Annotated in this window: 15 protein-coding genes and 1 riboswitch; of the genes, 11 read left to right on the forward strand and 4 right to left on the reverse strand. The window is 30.2% G+C overall.

The annotated features are described in order from the left end of the window. Window positions 1-239: 239 nt before the first annotated feature. The 3 genes from CLCHR_RS02095 (at window position 240) to CLCHR_RS02105 (ending at window position 3,336) form a co-directional block, all read left to right on the forward strand. Entirely contained in the window at window positions 240-506 is a 267-nt protein-coding gene (locus CLCHR_RS02095; protein WP_079438021.1) for a metal-sensing transcriptional repressor, read from the forward strand. A 77-nt stretch (window positions 507-583) separates the two neighbouring features. Beyond that, window positions 584-3,019 (forward strand): heavy metal translocating P-type ATPase, encoded by a 2,436-nt coding sequence (locus tag CLCHR_RS02100; protein ID WP_079438022.1) that lies wholly within the window; start codon window positions 584-586, stop codon window positions 3,017-3,019. Between the two features lie 110 nt (window positions 3,020-3,129). Beyond that, the gene (locus tag CLCHR_RS02105) at window positions 3,130-3,336 is read left to right on the forward strand and encodes a heavy-metal-associated domain-containing protein (RefSeq protein ID WP_079438024.1); all 207 of its coding nucleotides are present in this window, start codon (window positions 3,130-3,132) and stop codon (window positions 3,334-3,336) included. A gap of 502 nt (window positions 3,337-3,838) precedes the next feature. Here the strand turns inward: CLCHR_RS02105 and CLCHR_RS02110 are convergent. Then, complete coding sequence (locus CLCHR_RS02110; RefSeq protein ID WP_079438026.1) at window positions 3,839-5,041, reverse strand: alanyl-tRNA editing protein; 1,203 nt, start codon at window positions 5,039-5,041, stop codon at window positions 3,839-3,841. A 194-nt stretch (window positions 5,042-5,235) separates the two neighbouring features. Here CLCHR_RS02110 and CLCHR_RS02115 point away from each other — a divergent pair, with 194 nt between their 5' ends. Then, on the forward strand, window positions 5,236-5,757 hold the full coding sequence (locus CLCHR_RS02115; protein WP_079438027.1) for a putative ABC transporter permease: 522 nt from the start codon (window positions 5,236-5,238) through the stop codon (window positions 5,755-5,757). A 152-nt stretch (window positions 5,758-5,909) separates the two neighbouring features. Here the strand turns inward: CLCHR_RS02115 and CLCHR_RS02120 are convergent, their stop codons facing one another. Continuing rightward, window positions 5,910-7,100, reverse strand: coding sequence for a pyridoxal phosphate-dependent aminotransferase (locus CLCHR_RS02120; protein WP_079438028.1), 1,191 nt, complete (start codon window positions 7,098-7,100; stop codon window positions 5,910-5,912). Between the two features lie 556 nt (window positions 7,101-7,656). Here CLCHR_RS02120 and CLCHR_RS02125 point away from each other — a divergent pair. Continuing rightward, on the forward strand, window positions 7,657-8,919 hold the full coding sequence (locus tag CLCHR_RS02125) for a methyl-accepting chemotaxis protein (RefSeq protein WP_079438029.1): 1,263 nt from the start codon (window positions 7,657-7,659) through the stop codon (window positions 8,917-8,919). A gap of 238 nt (window positions 8,920-9,157) precedes the next feature. Here CLCHR_RS02125 and CLCHR_RS02130 read toward each other — a convergent pair whose 3' ends face one another. Both CLCHR_RS02130 and CLCHR_RS02135 read right to left on the reverse strand, forming a co-directional pair. Beyond that, window positions 9,158-10,084 carry a DUF4097 family beta strand repeat-containing protein gene (locus CLCHR_RS02130; protein WP_079438030.1) on the reverse strand — a complete coding sequence of 309 codons (927 nt, stop codon included), beginning with the start codon at window positions 10,082-10,084 and terminating at the stop codon, window positions 9,158-9,160. Continuing rightward, window positions 10,084-11,061: a DUF1700 domain-containing protein gene (locus tag CLCHR_RS02135; protein ID WP_079438031.1), complete on the reverse strand. Its 978-nt coding sequence runs from the start codon at window positions 11,059-11,061 to the stop codon at window positions 10,084-10,086. The genes CLCHR_RS02130 and CLCHR_RS02135 overlap by 1 nt, the downstream gene beginning before the upstream one ends. A gap of 974 nt (window positions 11,062-12,035) precedes the next feature. Here CLCHR_RS02135 and CLCHR_RS02140 point away from each other — a divergent pair. From CLCHR_RS02140 to ftsH, 6 genes are all read left to right on the forward strand, one after another. Beyond that, on the forward strand, window positions 12,036-12,710 hold the full coding sequence (locus CLCHR_RS02140) for a beta/alpha barrel domain-containing protein (RefSeq protein WP_079438033.1): 675 nt from the start codon (window positions 12,036-12,038) through the stop codon (window positions 12,708-12,710). A 174-nt stretch (window positions 12,711-12,884) separates the two neighbouring features. Beyond that, a riboswitch (Lysine riboswitch) is annotated at window positions 12,885-13,053 on the forward strand. Window positions 13,054-13,446: 393 nt separating this feature from the next. Continuing rightward, the gene (lysA, locus tag CLCHR_RS02145; RefSeq protein ID WP_079438034.1) at window positions 13,447-14,742 is read left to right on the forward strand and encodes a diaminopimelate decarboxylase; all 1,296 of its coding nucleotides are present in this window, start codon (window positions 13,447-13,449) and stop codon (window positions 14,740-14,742) included. 430 nt (window positions 14,743-15,172) lie between these two features. Next, window positions 15,173-15,727, forward strand: a complete 555-nt coding sequence (gene lepB, locus CLCHR_RS02150) for a signal peptidase I (RefSeq protein ID WP_079438036.1) — start codon at window positions 15,173-15,175, stop codon at window positions 15,725-15,727. Between the two features lie 94 nt (window positions 15,728-15,821). Beyond that, a complete protein-coding gene (gene lepB / locus CLCHR_RS02155; protein ID WP_079438039.1) occupies window positions 15,822-16,478 on the forward strand; it encodes a signal peptidase I in 657 nt (218 codons plus the stop codon). A gap of 110 nt (window positions 16,479-16,588) precedes the next feature. Further along, window positions 16,589-16,810 carry a DUF3006 domain-containing protein gene (locus CLCHR_RS02160; protein ID WP_079438040.1) on the forward strand — a complete coding sequence of 74 codons (222 nt, stop codon included), beginning with the start codon at window positions 16,589-16,591 and terminating at the stop codon, window positions 16,808-16,810. 63 nt (window positions 16,811-16,873) lie between these two features. After that, complete coding sequence (gene ftsH / locus CLCHR_RS02165) at window positions 16,874-19,039, forward strand: ATP-dependent zinc metalloprotease FtsH (RefSeq protein WP_079438041.1); 2,166 nt, start codon at window positions 16,874-16,876, stop codon at window positions 19,037-19,039. The last annotated feature ends 110 nt before the right edge of the window (window positions 19,040-19,149 follow it).

Genomic DNA, 19,149 nt, shown 5'->3' on the forward strand with positions numbered 1-19,149 from the left:
AAGAATTAATGCAAGTATTTTTTATTTCTTGAGCTAGCAACATCTTAAATTAAGTATATTTTCGAGCTTTAATACAGTATACATGTAATCTTTAATTCGGTTATTCATTGCTTCGCCTTAAGTTTTCTACAATATTTTTATATGAAGAAAATCTTTATTTAAAGTATCCTTGACAAAATGAATTCGTGGTATATAATTATATCATAAAGACACCCCCTGGGAGGGGGAGGAGGAAAAGCATGAGTGAAGAAAGAAAAAAAGCATTACAATCATTAAAAACAGCAAAAGGTCAGATAGAAGGTATAATAAAAATGATTGAAGATGATAGATATTGTATAGATATTGCAAATCAGTTATTAGCCGTACAATCTTTAATAAAGAAAGCTGATTTAATTATTTTGCAAGGGCACTTACGTCATTGTGTAAAAGAGGCTTGTCTTAATAATAATCCGGATGAAAAAATTGAAGAGTTAAACAAAGTCTTAGAGAAATTACTTTCTAAATAATAATTTTGAAAAGTTTAGCGGAAATAATATTCAGATTACATATTTTAGAAGAAACGTAAAGAGGTGAAGGCGAAAGTATGAAGAAAAAGGCAATTAGAATAGAAGGAATGACATGTTCTGCATGCTCAAATAGAGTTGAAAGATTTGTAAAAAAATTAGATGGAATAAATAGTGCTAATGTTAATTTTGCTACAGAGACTTTAAATGTAGAGTTTGATGAAAGTAAATTAAGTAATGAAACTATAGAAGCTACTGTTGTAAAAGCAGGATATGGGGTAAGGAAGAATATAAAGACTTACACTTTTAAGGTTGAAGGAATGACATGTTCTGCATGTTCGAGCAGGGTTGAGAGAGTTACTAAAAAGCTAAATGGAGTTCAAAGTTCAATTGTTAACTTAGCTACTGAAAAACTTACTATTAGTATAGATGAGGATCAAATTGGTTATGCCGAAATAAAAGCTGCTGTAGATAAAGCAGGATATAAGCTAGTAAAAGAGGAGGAAATTGTTGAAGAGATAAGAGTAGATGAAAGCCAATTACTATTAACAAGATTTATTGTATCTTTAGTTTTTTCGGTACCGCTTTTAGTAGTAACTATGGGACATATGTTAGGCATGCCACTTCCACATATAATTGATTCAATGATGAATCCTTTGAATTTCGCGACGTTTCAATTAATTTTAACAGCTCCTGTAATGATAGTTGGGTATAAATTTTACTATATCGGAATAAAAAATCTACTTAAATTAAGTCCAAATATGGATTCATTAATTGCTATAGGAACTTCAGCTGCATTTATATATGGGATATTTGGTATTTATAAGATACAAATGGGCGAAACTAATTACGCAATGCACTTATATTTTGAATCTGCAGCAGTTATATTAACATTAATAACACTTGGAAAGTACTTGGAGGCAATTTCGAAGGGAAGAACTTCTCAGGCAATCAAAGCATTAATGGGATTAGCACCGAAGACAGCAACAATCATTAGAAATGATATCGAAATGACTATGCCTATAGAAGAAGTAATAGTTGGAGATATAATACTAGTTAAACCAGGAGAAAAGCTTCCTGTAGACGGAGAGATTATTGAAGGAAATACATCAGTTGATGAATCGATGCTTACAGGAGAAAGTATTCCAGTTGAGAAGAGAATAGGAAGCAGTGTAATAGGAGCAAGTATTAATAAAACTGGTTTTATTAAATATAAAGCAACTAAAGTTGGAAAAGACACTGCACTTGCTCAAATAGTTAAACTAGTAGAAGAGGCTCAAGGATCAAAAGCTCCAATAGCAAAACTTGCTGATGTTATATCAGCATACTTTGTACCAACAGTAATTGGTTTAGCATTAATTTCTTCTATAGCTTGGATGCTTGCAGGAGAAACAACTATATTTTCTTTAACAATATTTATTGCAGTACTTGTAATTGCCTGCCCTTGTGCATTAGGCCTTGCAACACCAACAGCAATAATGGTTGGAACAGGTAAGGGTGCTGAGAATGGTGTATTAATTAAAGGTGGAGAAGCTTTAGAGACAACTCATAGAATACAAACCATTGTATTTGATAAGACAGGCACAATAACAGAAGGAAAACCTGTAGTTACAGATATAATAACAAATGGGATGTCAGAAGATGAAATCTTGACTTTAGCTGCAAGTAGTGAAAAAGGATCAGAACATCCACTGGGAGAAGCAATAGTTAAGGGCGCACAAGACAAAGGGCTAGAGCTTAAGGAAATTGAAGAATTTAATGCAATTCCTGGACACGGAATAGAAGTTAAAATAGAAGGAAAGCATATTTTACTTGGAAATAAAAAGTTAATGTTAGATAAAGACATAAACCTTGACGTTCTAGCTCAATATAGTGATAAGTTGGCCAGTGAAGGAAAAACCCCTATGTATATAGCCATTGATGGAATTTTAAGGGGAATAGTTGCTGTTGCAGATACAGTTAAACCAAGTAGTAAAAAAGCAATAGAGGCTCTCCATAATATGGGGATAAAGGTAGCTATGATTACTGGGGATAATAAGAAAACAGCTGATGCTATTGCAGCTCAAGTTGGAATTGATATAATTTTAGCAGAAGTATTGCCAGAAGATAAGGCTAATGAAGTTAAAAAACTTCAAGTAAAAAACGAAAAAGTTGCAATGGTTGGAGATGGGATAAACGATGCACCAGCATTAGCACAAGCAGATGTGGGAATAGCAATTGGATCAGGAACTGATGTTGCAATCGAATCTGCGGATATAGTTCTTATGAAAAGCGATTTAATGGATGTTATAACTGCAATTAAATTAAGTAAGGCAACTATTAAAAATATAAAACAAAACTTATTCTGGGCATTTGGATATAATGTACTGGGAATTCCAGTCGCTATGGGAATACTCCATATCTTCGGAGGACCATTATTGAACCCTATGATAGCAGCTGCAGCAATGAGTTTGAGTTCAGTATCAGTACTTACAAATGCACTAAGGCTTAGAAAATTTAACGCAGCTAATAATTAACAATGAAAATAAGGAAAATTGTTTGAACTATAAAAGGCAATAGAAAAACTCAGAGATTCTAAATTTGAATTGTTAATAGTTATTTTTATTAATAAACAGGAGGTAGAAGTATGAAAAAGAAAATATTAATAGAGGGAATGAGTTGTCAACATTGTGTAGGGCATGTAAAGGAAGCACTAGAAAATTTAGATAAGGTAACTTCAGTGGAAGTTAGTTTAGAAAATAACTGGGCAATAGTTGAAACTGAAAATAGTAATGAAGAATTAAAAGAAGCAATCGAAGAAGAAGGCTACGACGTAACTAACATCGAAGAATAATTAAGGTATTGCGAATAACCCGAAGTATAAAAATACTTGCAGTATGAGGAAAACTTAAGTTTACTGCCAAACAATCGAACGGGAATATATGTGTTTACTCCGGTTCCTAGAAGATTTTGCTGGGTTATTGTAAGATTATAAGTTGCACCAAATGTGCTTGCTTCAAAGACTACGCTTTTGAACAAGCACATTTGGAACAACTTATAATCTAGAATAACAGCCAGCAAAATCTTCTTATGAACACTCCGTAAAAACATTTATTCCCGTTCTTTGTTTAGTAGTAAGTTTAAAATACAGCATACTTAAGCAAGTATTTTTATATTTTGACCGTTAGCAAGAGCGGTATCTTTTTTGAAAGGTATTTGCCATAGCATATATATCCTTTACAATACAAAAAAATATATAACATTTAGGTAAGCATATGTGAAATACTTAAAGTAACAGCAAAACAAAGAAAGAGAATACATATATGTATTCTCTTTCGGTTGTTCATCGCTTCACTTTATCTTAGTAAATGTTCTATTTTGTTAAAGGCGTAATCTAGTGTGCTTTCAAGGTTTGCGTTGTTTTTACCTGCACCTTGAGCTTGGAATGGACTTCCGCCACCTTTACCGTCAATTAGAGATATAGCATCTTTTAAAAGATCGTTCATTTTCACTTCTTTAATATCTTTAGAACAAGCAAATAATAGATTTACTTTATCATCAGATTTCACTGCCATTAGAGCTATTGTGTTTTCAGTTTCAATAAGCTTAGCAGTAAGGTTATTTACATACTTCAGGTTTTCGCCATCAAATATCTGTTTAATTACTTTAATATCATTTATTTTAGCAGCATTTTCGAGGATTTCTTTAACTTGATATTTAGCTAATAAAATATTAAGACTTTTATTTGCTTCGTTAGCTTCATAAAGACTTTGATTTAAGTTCTTTATTCCGTTAACAGCTTCATTTTCATTGCAGCTTAAATATCTGCATATTGAGTTTTGAAATTCATCTTTCTTAAAAGAATCGGAAATAGCACGTTCGCCAGCTAAAAATTCTATTCTTGTTCCTTCTTTGTGCTTTACGAATTTTTTAATTTTAATAAGTCTCAAATCCAAAGTTGATGAAGGATGAAGCCCACAACAAGCATTTACATCGAAATCACCAATTTTAACAACTCTAATGTCTTCATCAGTGTTTGGAAGAGCACGTCTAAGAGTTAATTTTTTTAATTCAGCTTTTGTTGGAACAAAAGATTGAACGGTTAGTGCCTCACCAATGGTTTTATTAGCAAGTCTTTCAGCTTCTCTTACTTGATCCTCAGTTAACACTCCATAGATATCAACTGTACTTATGTCAGAACCTAAGTGTATTGCAAAAGTATTAGCATTAAAAAGGTTGAAGAAAGCGCCAGATAAAACGTGTTGACCTAAATGTTGATGCATTCCATCACGTCTTCTATCCCAATCAATTGAGCATTTTACTTTATGTATCTTAATAGGTTTCTTTTCAACAACGTGATAAACAATTTCATCTTTTTCATAGATATCAATAATTTGTTGATCATCTAAAGTTCCAAGGTCGCAATTTTGTCCACCACCGCCTGGGAAAAAAGCAGTTTTGTCTAATATAACGTGAGATCTACCATCTATTTCTTTTATATCAACAATTTCAGCTGTGAATTCCTTAAGGTATTGATTATCGTAATAAATTTTTTCCATATGTGAATTAGCCTCCTAAAATATATTTGTATCTAAGGCTCAGTGAATATATAGCATTAATTGAAGTTCGCAGTATCTGAGTCTAAGAATAATTCAATACTAGTATTATAACAGATAGAACCTCGATGTGGATAAAAGATTATTATTCGACAAATACTAACATTGATTATTTTGTAGAATGAGGTGATTATACAATGAATTCAATATTTTATATTATATTCAACTTAATATTTTATTCTTTCATAGGTTGGATAATAGAAGAAGTATACTGTTATACAACTACAAAGGAATTTCAAAAAGATGGGTTTTTAATAGGTCCATTTAAACCTATGTATGGAATAGGTTTTACTCTTTTAATTCTATGTAAAGAAATATTAATAATTGATGGAATTCCATTAATACTGCTATGTTTTTTAATTCCAACAACAGTTGAATACATAAGTGGTTATGTACTTAAGTATACTTTCAATAAAGTTTATTGGGATTATTCGAATTTTAGATACAATATACATGGATTTGTTACTCTTAAATTCTCAACTTATTGGATGATTCTAAGCTTGGTAGGTCTACATTATTTACAACCTATCGTATATAGTCTATACATACAAGAACAGGATTTTTTTAATATATTAGTAATTGCAGGGGTTATTATTTTAATAATAGATTGCTATTTTACTATAAAAAGATTAGCGTATGAAAAATTTAAAGTAGTTTAGCATAATTGCCTTAGTGGTATAGCACATAAGGTAATGTGAGATTATAAATAATAATATTTAGAGAATATTTATATGTGCAAAAAATGCATATATTGAAATATATGCATTTTTATATTGAATGTATAATAATTTAAAGAAAACTATACACTATCTTATTTTAAATTATATAAAGCCGCTAACTTATCAAAAGCTTGTAATGATTTTTCGATCTTTTCGTATGAAGTACAGTAAGCCAATCGTACATGCCCTGGGCATCCAAAAGTGGAGCCAGGTACAAGTAATAAATTAAATTGCTTTGCATCTTCACAGAATTTTTTATCATCTTCAATAGGTGATTTAGGGAAAAGATAAAAAGCTCCTTGGGGTTTGAAACATGTGAAACCTAAGCTTACTAAATGGTTGTATAAAAGATCGCGGTTTTTCTTATATATATTAACATCAACTTCAGAACCTATAGTTTTTGCAATAACTCTTTGAAATAAAGAAGGTGCATTTACAAAGCCTAAAACACGATTTGAAATATTTAGTGCTGCCATCATTTCATCAAAATCATTCATTAATGAATTTGTAACTACATATCCAATACGTTCCCCAGGTAAAGATAATGATTTACTGTATGAGTAAGCTATAAAGCTATTATTATAGTATTTTAATATGCAAGGTACTTCAACATCATCATAAACTATTTCTCTATAAGGTTCATCAGATATTAAGTAAATACTTGTATTTAATTCTTTTTCCTTTACATTAAGTACATGAGTCAAGCCTCTAAGTACTTCCTTTGAGTAAATAGCTCCTGTAGGATTATTTGGAGTATTTATTAATATAGCCTTTGTCTTTGATGTGATAGCATTAGCTAAAGCCTCCAAATCAGGCTCAAAGTTTTCAGTATTAGTAGGAACAGTTGTAAGTATTCCGTGAAAAGTTTCAACATAATTTTTATATTCCCCAAAGTATGGTGAGAAGGTAATAATCTCATCACCAGGATTTAAAATTGACTCAAAAATTATATTTAATCCACCAGCAGCCCCGCAAGTCATAACAAGATTTTTTCCAGTAAGAGATAAATCATATTTTTTGTTTAAGAAAGTGCTTATGGTATCTCTGACATCTTCATAACCAGAGTTATGCATATAGCCATGAACAAAGTTTGGTGATTCTTCATTTAGAATATCGATTATAACTTCTTTAATATTTTCAGGAGGTTCAACATTCGGATTACCTATGCTGAAATCAAAAACATTTTCTTCTCCATGAATTTTTGATAATCTCTTACCTTCTTCAAACATGGCTCTTATGGTAGTACTATTTGAGATAAGAGATTTAAGTCTATTTGATATCATATTTAAGCCCCCAATACATAATTTTAATAGTATAATTTTATCATATTTTAAAAAGTAATGGGCAATTCTTGTAAAAAAATTATGATTAATTGAAAATCAAGTTATAATACCTATTTGAGATTTGATTTTTTATTTTGATGAATTATTGTAAGAAATAACAAACTTTTGCTGTAACAAGAGTATGATGACTAAATGGCGTATTTAACTGCATTTCATCAAAAGATTGTAAACTAGAATTTTCATTATTATGGTTGAAAAAGAAAAATATACATGATATTCTATTAAAGAATATATATAAATATATACTTTTTTGAATTTTATTGTAAATAAAAAGGGCTTTTTATGAATTATGCCATATGAGTATATTTATATTTCTATAAACAACATTTCTTAAAATCTTTTCTAGCTAAAATCCAGAGATTAAATAATTATAAATTAATAGTGAGATTATTGATTCATGATAAATCAACTGAATTGAAGTCTACTATGATGACCAATGATAAAATAGAAAAAAGCTTTAAATAAATTGAATTAAAGAAAAAGGAGAGCATAAATTATGAATAAAAATAATAAGATAAGTTTTTTACATTCTACTGCAACAAGAATTTTTTCGGTTTATATTGTAATGATATTAATGGGGATTGGTATTGGGATAGGATTAAAAACAAGCTTAATGCTAACGATTATATCTGTAGCTGTAGTCGTTGTAATAGGCGGAACATTAATTTTTACAACAATAGGATTCATAATAGCACCACTGCATAAAATAAGGCATTTGGCTGAGAGAATGAGTAAATTAGATATATCAACCAATATTACTATTTCTAGAAAAGACGAATTTGCATATATTGGACTAGCTTTAAATAAGGCTCAAGATAATTTAAGAGAAATGATTCAGTTATGTGCAGATAATGCGACTAACGTGTCTGCATTAAGTGAAGAGGCATCTGCTACAGTTCAAGAAATATCAGCAAGCCTTGAGCATATTAATTTAGAATTTGAAAGGATTGATTCTAGCACTCAGGAAAATAGTAGCAATGTTGAAGAAATATATGCATCAATTCAACAGGTGACTGCCAATATGGAAGTGTTAGCATCAAAGGCTGAAACGGGGAATGAAAATTCAAATAATATAAAAGAAAGAGCTAAGAATATAGAAGAAAATAGTCAGAAGGCAATTGAAAATACAAGGATCGTATACCACAATAAAGAAGAATACATAAAGAAAGCAATTGAAGAATCAAAAGTAGTTGAAGAAATAAAGGTGATGGCAGATTCAATAGCAAGTATTTCAGAACAGACAAATCTTCTAGCATTAAATGCAGCAATTGAGGCGGCAAGAGCAGGAGAATCAGGAAAAGGGTTCGCGGTAGTCGCAGAGGAAGTAAGAAAGCTTGCAGAAGAATCATCTTCATCAGTAGTTACAATTCAGAATACAATAGAAAGAGTAGAAAAGGCATTTAGAAATCTTTCTGAGAATAGCAAGGAAATGCTAACATTTATTAAAACGAATGTTAAAGATGATTTGGAAGGGTATGGAGGTGTTGCAGTCCAATATACTGAAGATGGGGAGTTTATAAGCCAAATGTCAAAGCAAATTGCCGAAATGTCTGAACATGTAAATGCATCAATCGAACAAGTAAGTGCGGCTATATCAAACACAGCTAAGAATTCAGAAACAGTTTCAAGCAGCACTCACAGCATACAACAAGGCATAGATGATACGTCTATAGCTATGAAACAAGTAGTAGAAACAATATCAAGAGAAGCTATAAAGGCTGAAGAATTAAGTAGCATCATTTCAAAATTCAAATTATAGTATAGAGATCCAATACATAACTTGCCGAAATAAGTAACATATTGTGTTGCATCGAAAAAAGAACTGAATGTATTTCTTCAATAAAAGTTGTTCCGTTTGTGCTAGTCCTTAGCTTGCCTAAGGAACAAGCATAGATGGTGCAAATTTTATTGGTAGAAATCCTCAGTTCTTTTTTCTAGCAACCGAGTAACAGAGTAACTTCTCTTTCGGCTGGTATACGTATATTTTAGAACAAGATTTAGTTTATATTTAAATCTCCGCTTAAGGTGTTTATATTGATAAGTGAGCTTTCATCACCAGCTGAAAGGCTGCTACTATGTGAATTTAGATCTCCAGAAACTGTTTCGTAATTAACTTTATAACCTGAATTCTTTGGGAGTAACAAATTTACGGAGCCTGATTGAGTACTTAGTGATACATTATTTAGAGAATCCACGAACCTTAAATCAATATCTCCAGAGGAAGTAGAACCATTTAAAATTCCAAGTGTACCTTCGCCGTGTATATCTCCGGAAGATGAAGTTAATTTTGTTTCTGCTAAAGCTGTCATACCATTAAAATTAATACTTCCACTAGAGTTATTTAGGCTTAAATAATTTAAGTTGGAATTTACAGTATTTATTTCACCACTAGCTGTAGTAAGGTTTAAAGTATCGATCGATAAGTTAGAAACATCTATATCTCCACTGCTTGTAATAATTTTTAAAGTTGATTTATCCTTAAGTTTGTTAGGAATACTTACTGAAATACTAGCATTGCTTGGGGTATCGTATCTCGTGCCTAAGGTTATTTTATTTTCGCTTTCTGTTTGAGATAAATCACTAGATATAGTGTTATAGCTTTTTATTTGAACTTTTAAGCTGTCACCATCATAACTTATTACCTTGATATCTTGAGAATTTAAGTTGAAATTAATCTCGTTAATATTATCATTGATTGTGTAATCTTTTGAAACATAAGAAGCATTAAAATCAAAGTTAAAGCCTGATAAATTTATATCATATTTAAAAGAATTAGGATTTACATGAAGTTCATCAGCATAATCAGAAAGTTTATATCCACTTTGGACCAAAACAATGCATCCTGAGGTATAAAAAGTAATGGATAAAATAAATAATACAAGTATAAATATCTTCATATTAGTAGAAATAAACTTTTTTTTCATTAAAGTGCACCTCCTTTTCCTTTGATTACATTATAGATTTTAATAAATATTTGTATAAAAAATTTACCAAGATAATAAAATAAAAGTGCTAGAAGCATTGATAGACAAATTGAGCCTAACGAGAAGAGAACTATAACAGGATATGGAAAATTAGCAACAAAAGCGGGTACATTAGGCAACCCAATAAAGCTTGTAAAGGTTCCACCTACTAATACACCAATGCTGGCGATAAAAATACTTATAGCTGCTCCCAAAATTCCAATAACAAAACCAATGGCTCCAGTTATAACTGGGAAGAAAATTATTAAAGTTAGAAATGCAATACAAAACTTTAATAGTGCATTTACATTGGATTGTGGTGATCTATTATTAAAAACATTATTAGTAAAATTATTTGATGAGCTATTGGAATTATTTTTGCTATTATAATCATAGTTTGAGTTATTGCAATTATTATAACTCAAATCATTGTCAACACTAAAATTCTTATCTGCCTTATATGAAGCAGCAGATTGAGAATTGAATTCTTTATTATCAGATGATATAGTAGAACTATGAAGTCTATAAAAATCGTCATCTAAATTAGCATTTTCATGAGAATCATTTATATTTAAGTCTTTTAGTTCAACATTATTTTTCAAATCATTTTCATTATTATTAGCGTTATTATTGAAATTATCGCTTGTAATATTATTATTAACAGTTATAGAATTATAAGAAGTTTCAGTGGTTGCTTGATTAGTGTAATCATTAATAGAGCATTCTAAATTAGAATATATATTTAAATTATCATTTCTATATTTATTGACAATAGAATTAGGGTCACCTAATTCATGTACTATTTCTTCTTCAGTTTTTCTAGCAGCTAGTCCAAGCGTAAAATTATGATCATAATAGGATATAATTTCCTGTAATTTTATTTCAGGAATTTCTTTTAGTCCATCCATTAGTATGTTAAAAAATTCATTTTGCGTCATTAAATAAACCTCCTTTATTAAAATCTTTTTCTTGATTAAAAGTATATGATAGGAATGAATAGACTACAATACAGTACACCATTGTTTAATGTTTTATTAAGGTATTATATTAGAAGTTAACAAACTATTAAGGAATTATTAAGGTTTAATAAAAAGATTTACACAAAAGTTTAAAATTAGTTTCAATAATACTAAAATCTGTGAATAAGATTGTGGACAAACTGTATAAATATTAGAGAAAAATATGTGGTAAAGCCTGTAAAATAAAGGGTTTGTTTATAGTGTTGATAAGCCTATGTTATCTGTGGATAAGTCGAGTGGAAAAAAATAAGACAAATGGTAAGTTATTTAAATAATTATTGAATTCCAATAGTATCATAAAGTAAATAATTATGTTATTTAAACTCATTTAATAGCAAAATTACACAAAATTTCTATTGAGAATGTTGAAAAATAGGCTTATTTAGCTATATCGAGAGGATTTTGCAGAAAAGTTTTACTAGCATTTTTGCCTTAAAAGAATTTATAATATATTGTTATAAACAATATACACAATTCTGTGGATAAAAAGTGTGGATAATGTGGACAAACAGTAAATATAAATTTAACTTTAAGGAAAATGATAAAATAGTATAATAATAGTATAGAATTAAAAGAATATAGTCTATAGTAGAGAGACTTTAGGATACTATTCTTACTAGGATACACTAATACATTTTTATAGGATGCTTAAATGCAAGATAAGTTATCTGCCATGGCCTATAAAACGTTATTAAAAATAGGATTACTTTAAGGTTAATGAATATGGTGAATACATATAAGATTATGTTTTGCTGATAAAGAGATTTTATGAGAGAGATATGAGTTACTGTAAAAATATTAAATTTAAATTATATAAGAGTGTATGATTTAAAATTATTATAAGTTGAATTGTAATTATTAAGTTTAATGATTATGGGGAGGGGATAGGATCTATGACAAGTAAAGAAGCTAAGTTTGTTCCGCAAATAAAAGGTACACTTAGAAATCATGTGATTGAAGTTCCAACGGTTATAAGAAATTGTGGTGGAATTAAGATTTTTGGAAAGAGAATAAAATCATTGTTATTTAGTACTGATGTTGCATTAATAAGGAATAGTAACGCTGATGCTATTATTGCGGTTTATCCATTTACACCACAGCCAGTGATTACACAAGCACTTGTGATGGCAGCAGATGTTCCTGTATTTTGTGGTGTAGGGGGAGGAATAACTCAAGGGAAGAGAGTAGTGAATTTAGCAATGGATGCAGAATTTAAGGGGGCCATGGGGGTAGTTGTAAATGCTCCAACAAGTAATGAAGTAGTAAGAAAAATTAGGGCCACCATAGATATACCGGTAATAGTAACTGTTATTTCGGAAGATGAAGATATTTCTAAGAGAATTGAAGCCGGTGCGACTATTTTGAATGTTTCTGGTGGCAAAAAAACAGCTGAAATAGTTCGAAACATCAGAAAAATTTTTCCAGAGTTTCCGATAATAGCGACTGGAGGACCAACTGATGAATCAATTATTGAAACTATTCAGGCTGGGGCTAATGCTATAACATTTACTCCACCATCTTCAGCAAGCATTATGTGCAATCTTATGGATAATTATAGAAAAGAATAGAAAATATAATCCTACACTTGATGTATGAATAATAAAAAAAATGTTGATTTAAGTAAAATTTATGGTATCATATTTGTAACAGTTTAATAATATGATATTATAGTCATTAGAAGTCTAAAGAACCTATGGGTAGATAAGAAGTCTACTATTTAGATAGAATATAAATATAATATGACCTGGGGTAGAGGTGCTTTAATAAAGAGTAGGTATAAGTAGTTGGCAAACGATGATTTATGCTGAAAGGTATTACGGCCGAAGGAATAACTTATTATGCGGTAATTTATTTCTGGGGATTCATAAAATATGTGAATAACTGTCACGAAAGTGTTGAGCTACAAGGTGCATTTTAATTAACAATTTAAAATAATAATTTTGATTGTTCTATATTTGGAAAAATATTTAATAATTTAATTTTATAAATTGATAATTAATGAAATTAATATGCATACAAATTTAGCGTAATCTACCACTCGTCACAGACATATTCTGTGGCGTTTGTTTTTTGGGCAAAAATCATAATAAAACCAAAGAAGTAGGTAATTTCTTTTCGTGGAAAACATAAAAACTATCGTATAGATTTTTTTTATAATATTATTAAAGGGAGCTTAATGGCTTTCGATAACTGTTGCTTTTTAATCGCAGGATGAATAGAGGATACATGCCTTTATTATCACGGCTAGATTATTTAAAGATAAATAACTTGATAATAAGTATAATTAATTTGGGGGTTAGGCAAATGAAATTGTTTGGAACAATGAAAGAACAGGACAATCAATTAGTAATTGGGGGAGTTAGTTCTAAAGATTTAGTAAAAGAATATGGAAGTCCTTTATATGTATTCGATGAAGATTTGATAAGAGAATATTGTAGAGATTATAGAAATCATTTTAAATGCGAAGAAAACAATAATAGAGTAGCGTTTGCCGGAAAGGCATTTTTGACACTGCAAATGTGCAAGTTGCTAAAAGAAGAAAAAATGCATTTAGATGTTGTTTCAGGAGGAGAGTTATACACAGCTCATAAAGCAGGATTTCCACTTGAAAAAGTAATGTTTCACGGAAATAATAAGACATTAGATGAAATTCAGTTAGGTGTTAAATTAGGTGTAGGTAATTTTGTAGTAGATAATTGCTATGAAATGGAAATGCTAAATAATATAGCTAAGGAATATAATAAAGTACAGGATATTTATTTAAGAATAACTCCAGGAATTGAGGCTCATACTCATGAGTATATAAAAACTGGACAAATAGATTCCAAATTTGGATTTGCACCAGTAGGTACAGTTATAGAAGATGCTATTAAGAAGGCTATAAGTCTGGAAAGTATAAATCTTGCAGGAATACATTGTCATATAGGTTCCCAAATCTTTGATTTAGAACCATATGCAGATGCTGTGGAAATAATGCTAGAGCTTGTAAGAAACACCAAAGACAACCTTGGTTACTTAATAAAAGAAGTAGATTTTGGAGGCGGTTTTGGTGTATACTATACTAAGGATGATGAACCTAAGACTACTGAGGAATATTGCAAAACGATAATTAATAAAGTTGATGAAGTTTGTGCTAGAACTGGTCAAGAAAGACCAATTCTTACAATAGAACCTGGAAGAAGTATCGTAGCTAATGCAGGACTTACATTATATACTGTGGGATCAATCAAAGAGATTCCAGGTATTAGAACGTATGTATCAGTAGATGGAGGAATGACAGATAATATACGACCAGCCCTATATAATGCAGAGTATGAATGTATTCTTGCTAATAAGGTTTCTGAGGTTTCAGAAGAAACTGTGACCATATCAGGGAAGTGCTGTGAATCAGGAGATATATTATTAGAAAATGTTAAACTTCCACAAGTTGAAAGCGGCGATATTTTAGCAATAATGACTACGGGTGCCTATGGATATTCAATGTCAAGCAATTACAATAAGATACCGAAGCCATCAGTAGTAATGGTTAAGGATAATGAAGCAAGGCTAATTTGCAAGAGAGAATCCTATGAAGATCTATTAAAAAATGATATAGAGTAAATAAGTCTTTTACAAACTTATTTTTAAAAGGTTCCACATTGAATTATTATTCAATGTTGGTTTAAGGCATACTTTTAATGAATGCGCTTTTATTGATATTCTTTCCCAAGATTATAAATAGATAGAAGAGATATGCACTAATTTTTTGGATTAGTGCATATTTTTATTACAAAGTTATTTAAGAAAACTGAGTCTTGACACTAAAGTGTTTTTTTAATAAGGCAAAGTAAGACAAAGTAAAAATAAATATTAATGATAGTAAATCGTATAAAAGTTAACAACTTATAAATATTTTATTGAGAAAATTATGGTATACTAAAATGGTGTTGAAAAATAAAGCATAAAAATTACTAATAACACAGATAAGGTGAAATATTAATCATAGGAAAGTATATAATTATTATTAATTATATGATATGGAGGCAATACTGTGGCAGAAAATAATGAAGATGAAGATTTGAAGCGCAAAAAACTTAGAAAAAAGTCAATAATAAAGGAATGGATAATCGATATAGCTGTTATTGCTTGTATAGGATTTTTAGTTTATCGTTTTGTAGGTTATGGTGTTTGGATTACAAGTGGATCCATGATACCAACATTGGAAGTTAAAGATAGGCTTATTGTAACTAGGGTTTATAGTCCAGAGAGTTTAAAAGAAGGAGATATAGTATTATTTAAAAATGATGAATTTAAAGGAGATATATTAATAAAAAGATTAATAGGACTTCCAGGTGATAAGATAGAAATCAAAGAAGGTGTTGTTTTTAGAAATGGCGAAAGGCTTCAAGAAGACTATGTAATAAATAATAATATATCTAATGGAGTTTTTGAGGTGCCAAAGAACAAGTACTTTTTTCTAGGTGATAATAGAGCACACTCTGATGATTCAAGATATTGGAATAATCCGTATGTAGATGAATCATATATAGTAGGAAAGGCTAGAATAAAATATTATCCAATAAAAGACTTTGAGATCTATAAATAATATATTAGTTATAAAATTTAAAATAAAATCGTAAATAATATTAACCTAATATGTAATTTTAGATAAAGCAATCTTGATAAAAGGGAGAGTATTGATGAAAGAAAATGATAATGCAATGGATTCAAATGATACTAGTAATAGTTATGATGATGTTGCTAGTACAACAGATGTTGATAAGTCCGAAGATAACAATAAGAATGATAGTCCATTGGAAAAAGGGTTCCTGGTATTTTTTACAGCAAAAGGCGGTTTCTTTAGAGAATGGGTAATTCCAATAATAGCAGCCATAGGAATAGCATTATTAATAAATAAGTTTTTAGTTTATAATGTTTATATACCTAGTGAATCAATGGTACCGACTCTAAATGTTGGTGATAAGTTAATGGTAACTAGAGTTTACGATACGAGTAAAATCCAAAGAGGAGATATCATTGTATTTTATTCGGAAGAGCTCGATGAGATACTTATAAAAAGAGCAATAGGACTTCCAGGAGATCATATTGTAATACATAATGGTATAGTTAATATAAATGGGGAGGATATTAAAGAAGATTATGTAAAAAATAATGAAAAGCTCAATAAGGTACTCGAATTTGACGTACCTGAAAATAAATTTTTCTTTTTAGGTGATAATAGGAGTCGTTCAAATGATGCTAGAAGATGGATTAATCCATATATAGATGCATCTAACATCCAAGGGAAAGCTAGAATTAAATTTTATCCATTTAAAGATTTTGGAAGGTTAACTTAATAGATATTTCTAGGAGTCTTAATATAATTTATTTAGGTGCTTAATTAAGGAAACTCGGTTCACATTCCCTAAGCTTGGAATTAATTTATAAAGTGAAAAGAGGATGTTAAATGGATGAAAAGTATATAATAGATAGAGTAGAGGGTAATTATGCAATAGTCGAAAAAGAAAATGGAGATATGCATAAAATATCTCTAAGCAGCATTAAAGGCGGCTTTAAAGAAGGAGATATTTTAATTAATAAAAATGAATATTTTGAAGTAGATGAAAATTTCACATTAACTCGAAAAAAGCAGATAGATGAAAGTATGAAAGATATGTGGGAAGAGTGATCTAATCTATGAATATTATTAATAACAAAGAATATTAAATGAAAATTAAGGGAAGGTGATTAGATGCAGAATAATAATAACGGAAATAACAAAAAGAATAATAAAAATAAGAATTCTATTACTGTAGCAATTACTTATTTTCTAATAGCTTTTGCATTTTTAATGGCATTCAATTATGCCAGGGATACAGCTACGACAAAGGAAATCAATTATAATGAGTTCATAAAATTATTAGATGAAAAACAAATTTCAAAAGTCACCATAACTAGTGATAATTTATTAATAACGCCAAGTGAAAATAACACTGAATATAAAGGAAAGACTTTATACACAGCAAATGTAAATGATGAGACGTTAATAACAAAGTTAAATGCGGCTGGAGTAGATTTTACAGGAAAAAATCCTAAAGAAACTCCTATCATGAATTTTGTGCTTACTTGGATACTGCCTATGGTACTTATTTTCTTCATGTGGAGATTCCTATTTTCTAAAATGGGAGGCGGCGGAGGCGGTGTCATGGGCATCGGTAAGAATAACGCCAAAGTTTATATGGAAAGTGAGATAAAAGTAACATTTGATGACGTTGCAGGTCAAGAAGAAGCTAAGGAATCTTTAAAAGAAGTAATAGATTTCTTAAATGGCCCTGGTAAATACACAGAGATTGGTGCTAAATTACCTAAAGGTGTTTTACTTGTAGGACCTCCAGGAACAGGAAAAACGTTAATCGCGAAGGCTGTAGCAGGAGAAGCTAAAGTGCCATTCTTCTCACTCTCAGGTTCAAGCTTTGTTGAAATGTTTGTTGGAGTTGGAGCTTCAAGGGTAAGAGAATTATTTAAAGATGCAGTTGCAAAGTCGCCATGTATTATATTTATAGATGAAATTGATGCAATTGGTAAAAGCAGAGATAATCAAATGCAAAGTAATGATGAAAGAGAACAAACTTTAAATCAATTACTTTCTGAAATGGATGGATTTGATTCATCTAAAGGTATAGTTATACTTGGAGCTACAAATAGACCAGAGATACTTGATAAAGCATTACTTAGACCAGGTAGATTTGACAGAAGAGTTATAGTTGATAGACCAGACTTTAAGGGAAGAGAAGCTATACTTCATGTCCATGCTAAAAACGTAATGTTAGGTCCTGATGTAGACTTATCTGAGATAGCTAAAAGCACTCCAGGTGCTGTTGGAGCTGACCTTGCAAATATTATTAATGAAGGTGCTTTAAGAGCCGTAAGAAGAAGAAGAAAAACTGTTCTTCAAGAAGATTTAAGAGAAGCTGTTGAGGTAATAATTGCTGGAAAAGAAAAGAAAGATAGAATCTTATCACCAAAGGAAAGAGAAGTTGTTGCTTTCCATGAAGTAGGTCATGCACTTGTGGCTGCTTTACTTAAAGGTGCAGATCCAGTACATAAAATAACAATAGTTCCTAGAACTATGGGAGCATTAGGTTATACTATGCAGCTGCCAGAGGAAGAAAAATACTTAACCTCTAGAGAGGATATGATAAATCAAATAACTGTAATGTTAGGTGGTAGATCAGCTGAAGAAGAAGTATTTGATTTAGTTTCCACAGGAGCTTCAAATGATATAGAGAGAGCTACTGGGCAAGCTAGAAGTATGGTTTCAGTCTACGGTATGAGTGAAAGATTTGACATGATGGCTTTAGAATCAATACAAAATAGATATTTAGATGGTAGAGCTGTTAGAAACTGTAGTGAAGAAACATCAACTCTTTTAGATGAGGAAACATTAAGAATCATAAAAACTGCTCATCAGAATGCAAGAAAAATCTTGAGAGAAAATAGAGACTTATTAGATAAGATTTCAGAAGTTCTTTTAGAAAAAGAAACAATCTTTGGAGAAGAATTCCTTGACATGATATATGAAAAATATCCAGAGATGAAAGAAGAAAGAGAAAAAGAAAAGTCAGAGAATGAAAAGAAAGTAAAAGAACTAGCGGAAAGAAGAGCTAAGAAAAATTCTTTAGATGTTGTTATAGATGATAAAGCTGGTACAAAGTCAGAAATTTCAGTTGATGTAGTAAATAAAAAAGATGAGACCGCATCTGAGAATAAAATTGCATCTGGTGGGCAAACTGAAGATATGAGTAAAATAGATGAGGATTCTAATAAAAAGAATGAGAATCAGGTTAAAGCTGAGGATAAAAGTGAAACTAAATACCAAAGCAATATGGCTGATACCGAATCTAATAATAATCTATAAACAAAGATTTATAAATAATAATATTCCATAAAATTGTATATTATTATAAGTTAAGATATATTATTAAAGAAATGCACAATGGGGATATAGGCTAAAGAAAGTTTTAGCTA

It is taken from the genome of Clostridium chromiireducens, assembly GCF_002029255.1.
Classification (GTDB): domain Bacteria; phylum Bacillota; class Clostridia; order Clostridiales; family Clostridiaceae; genus Clostridium; species Clostridium chromiireducens.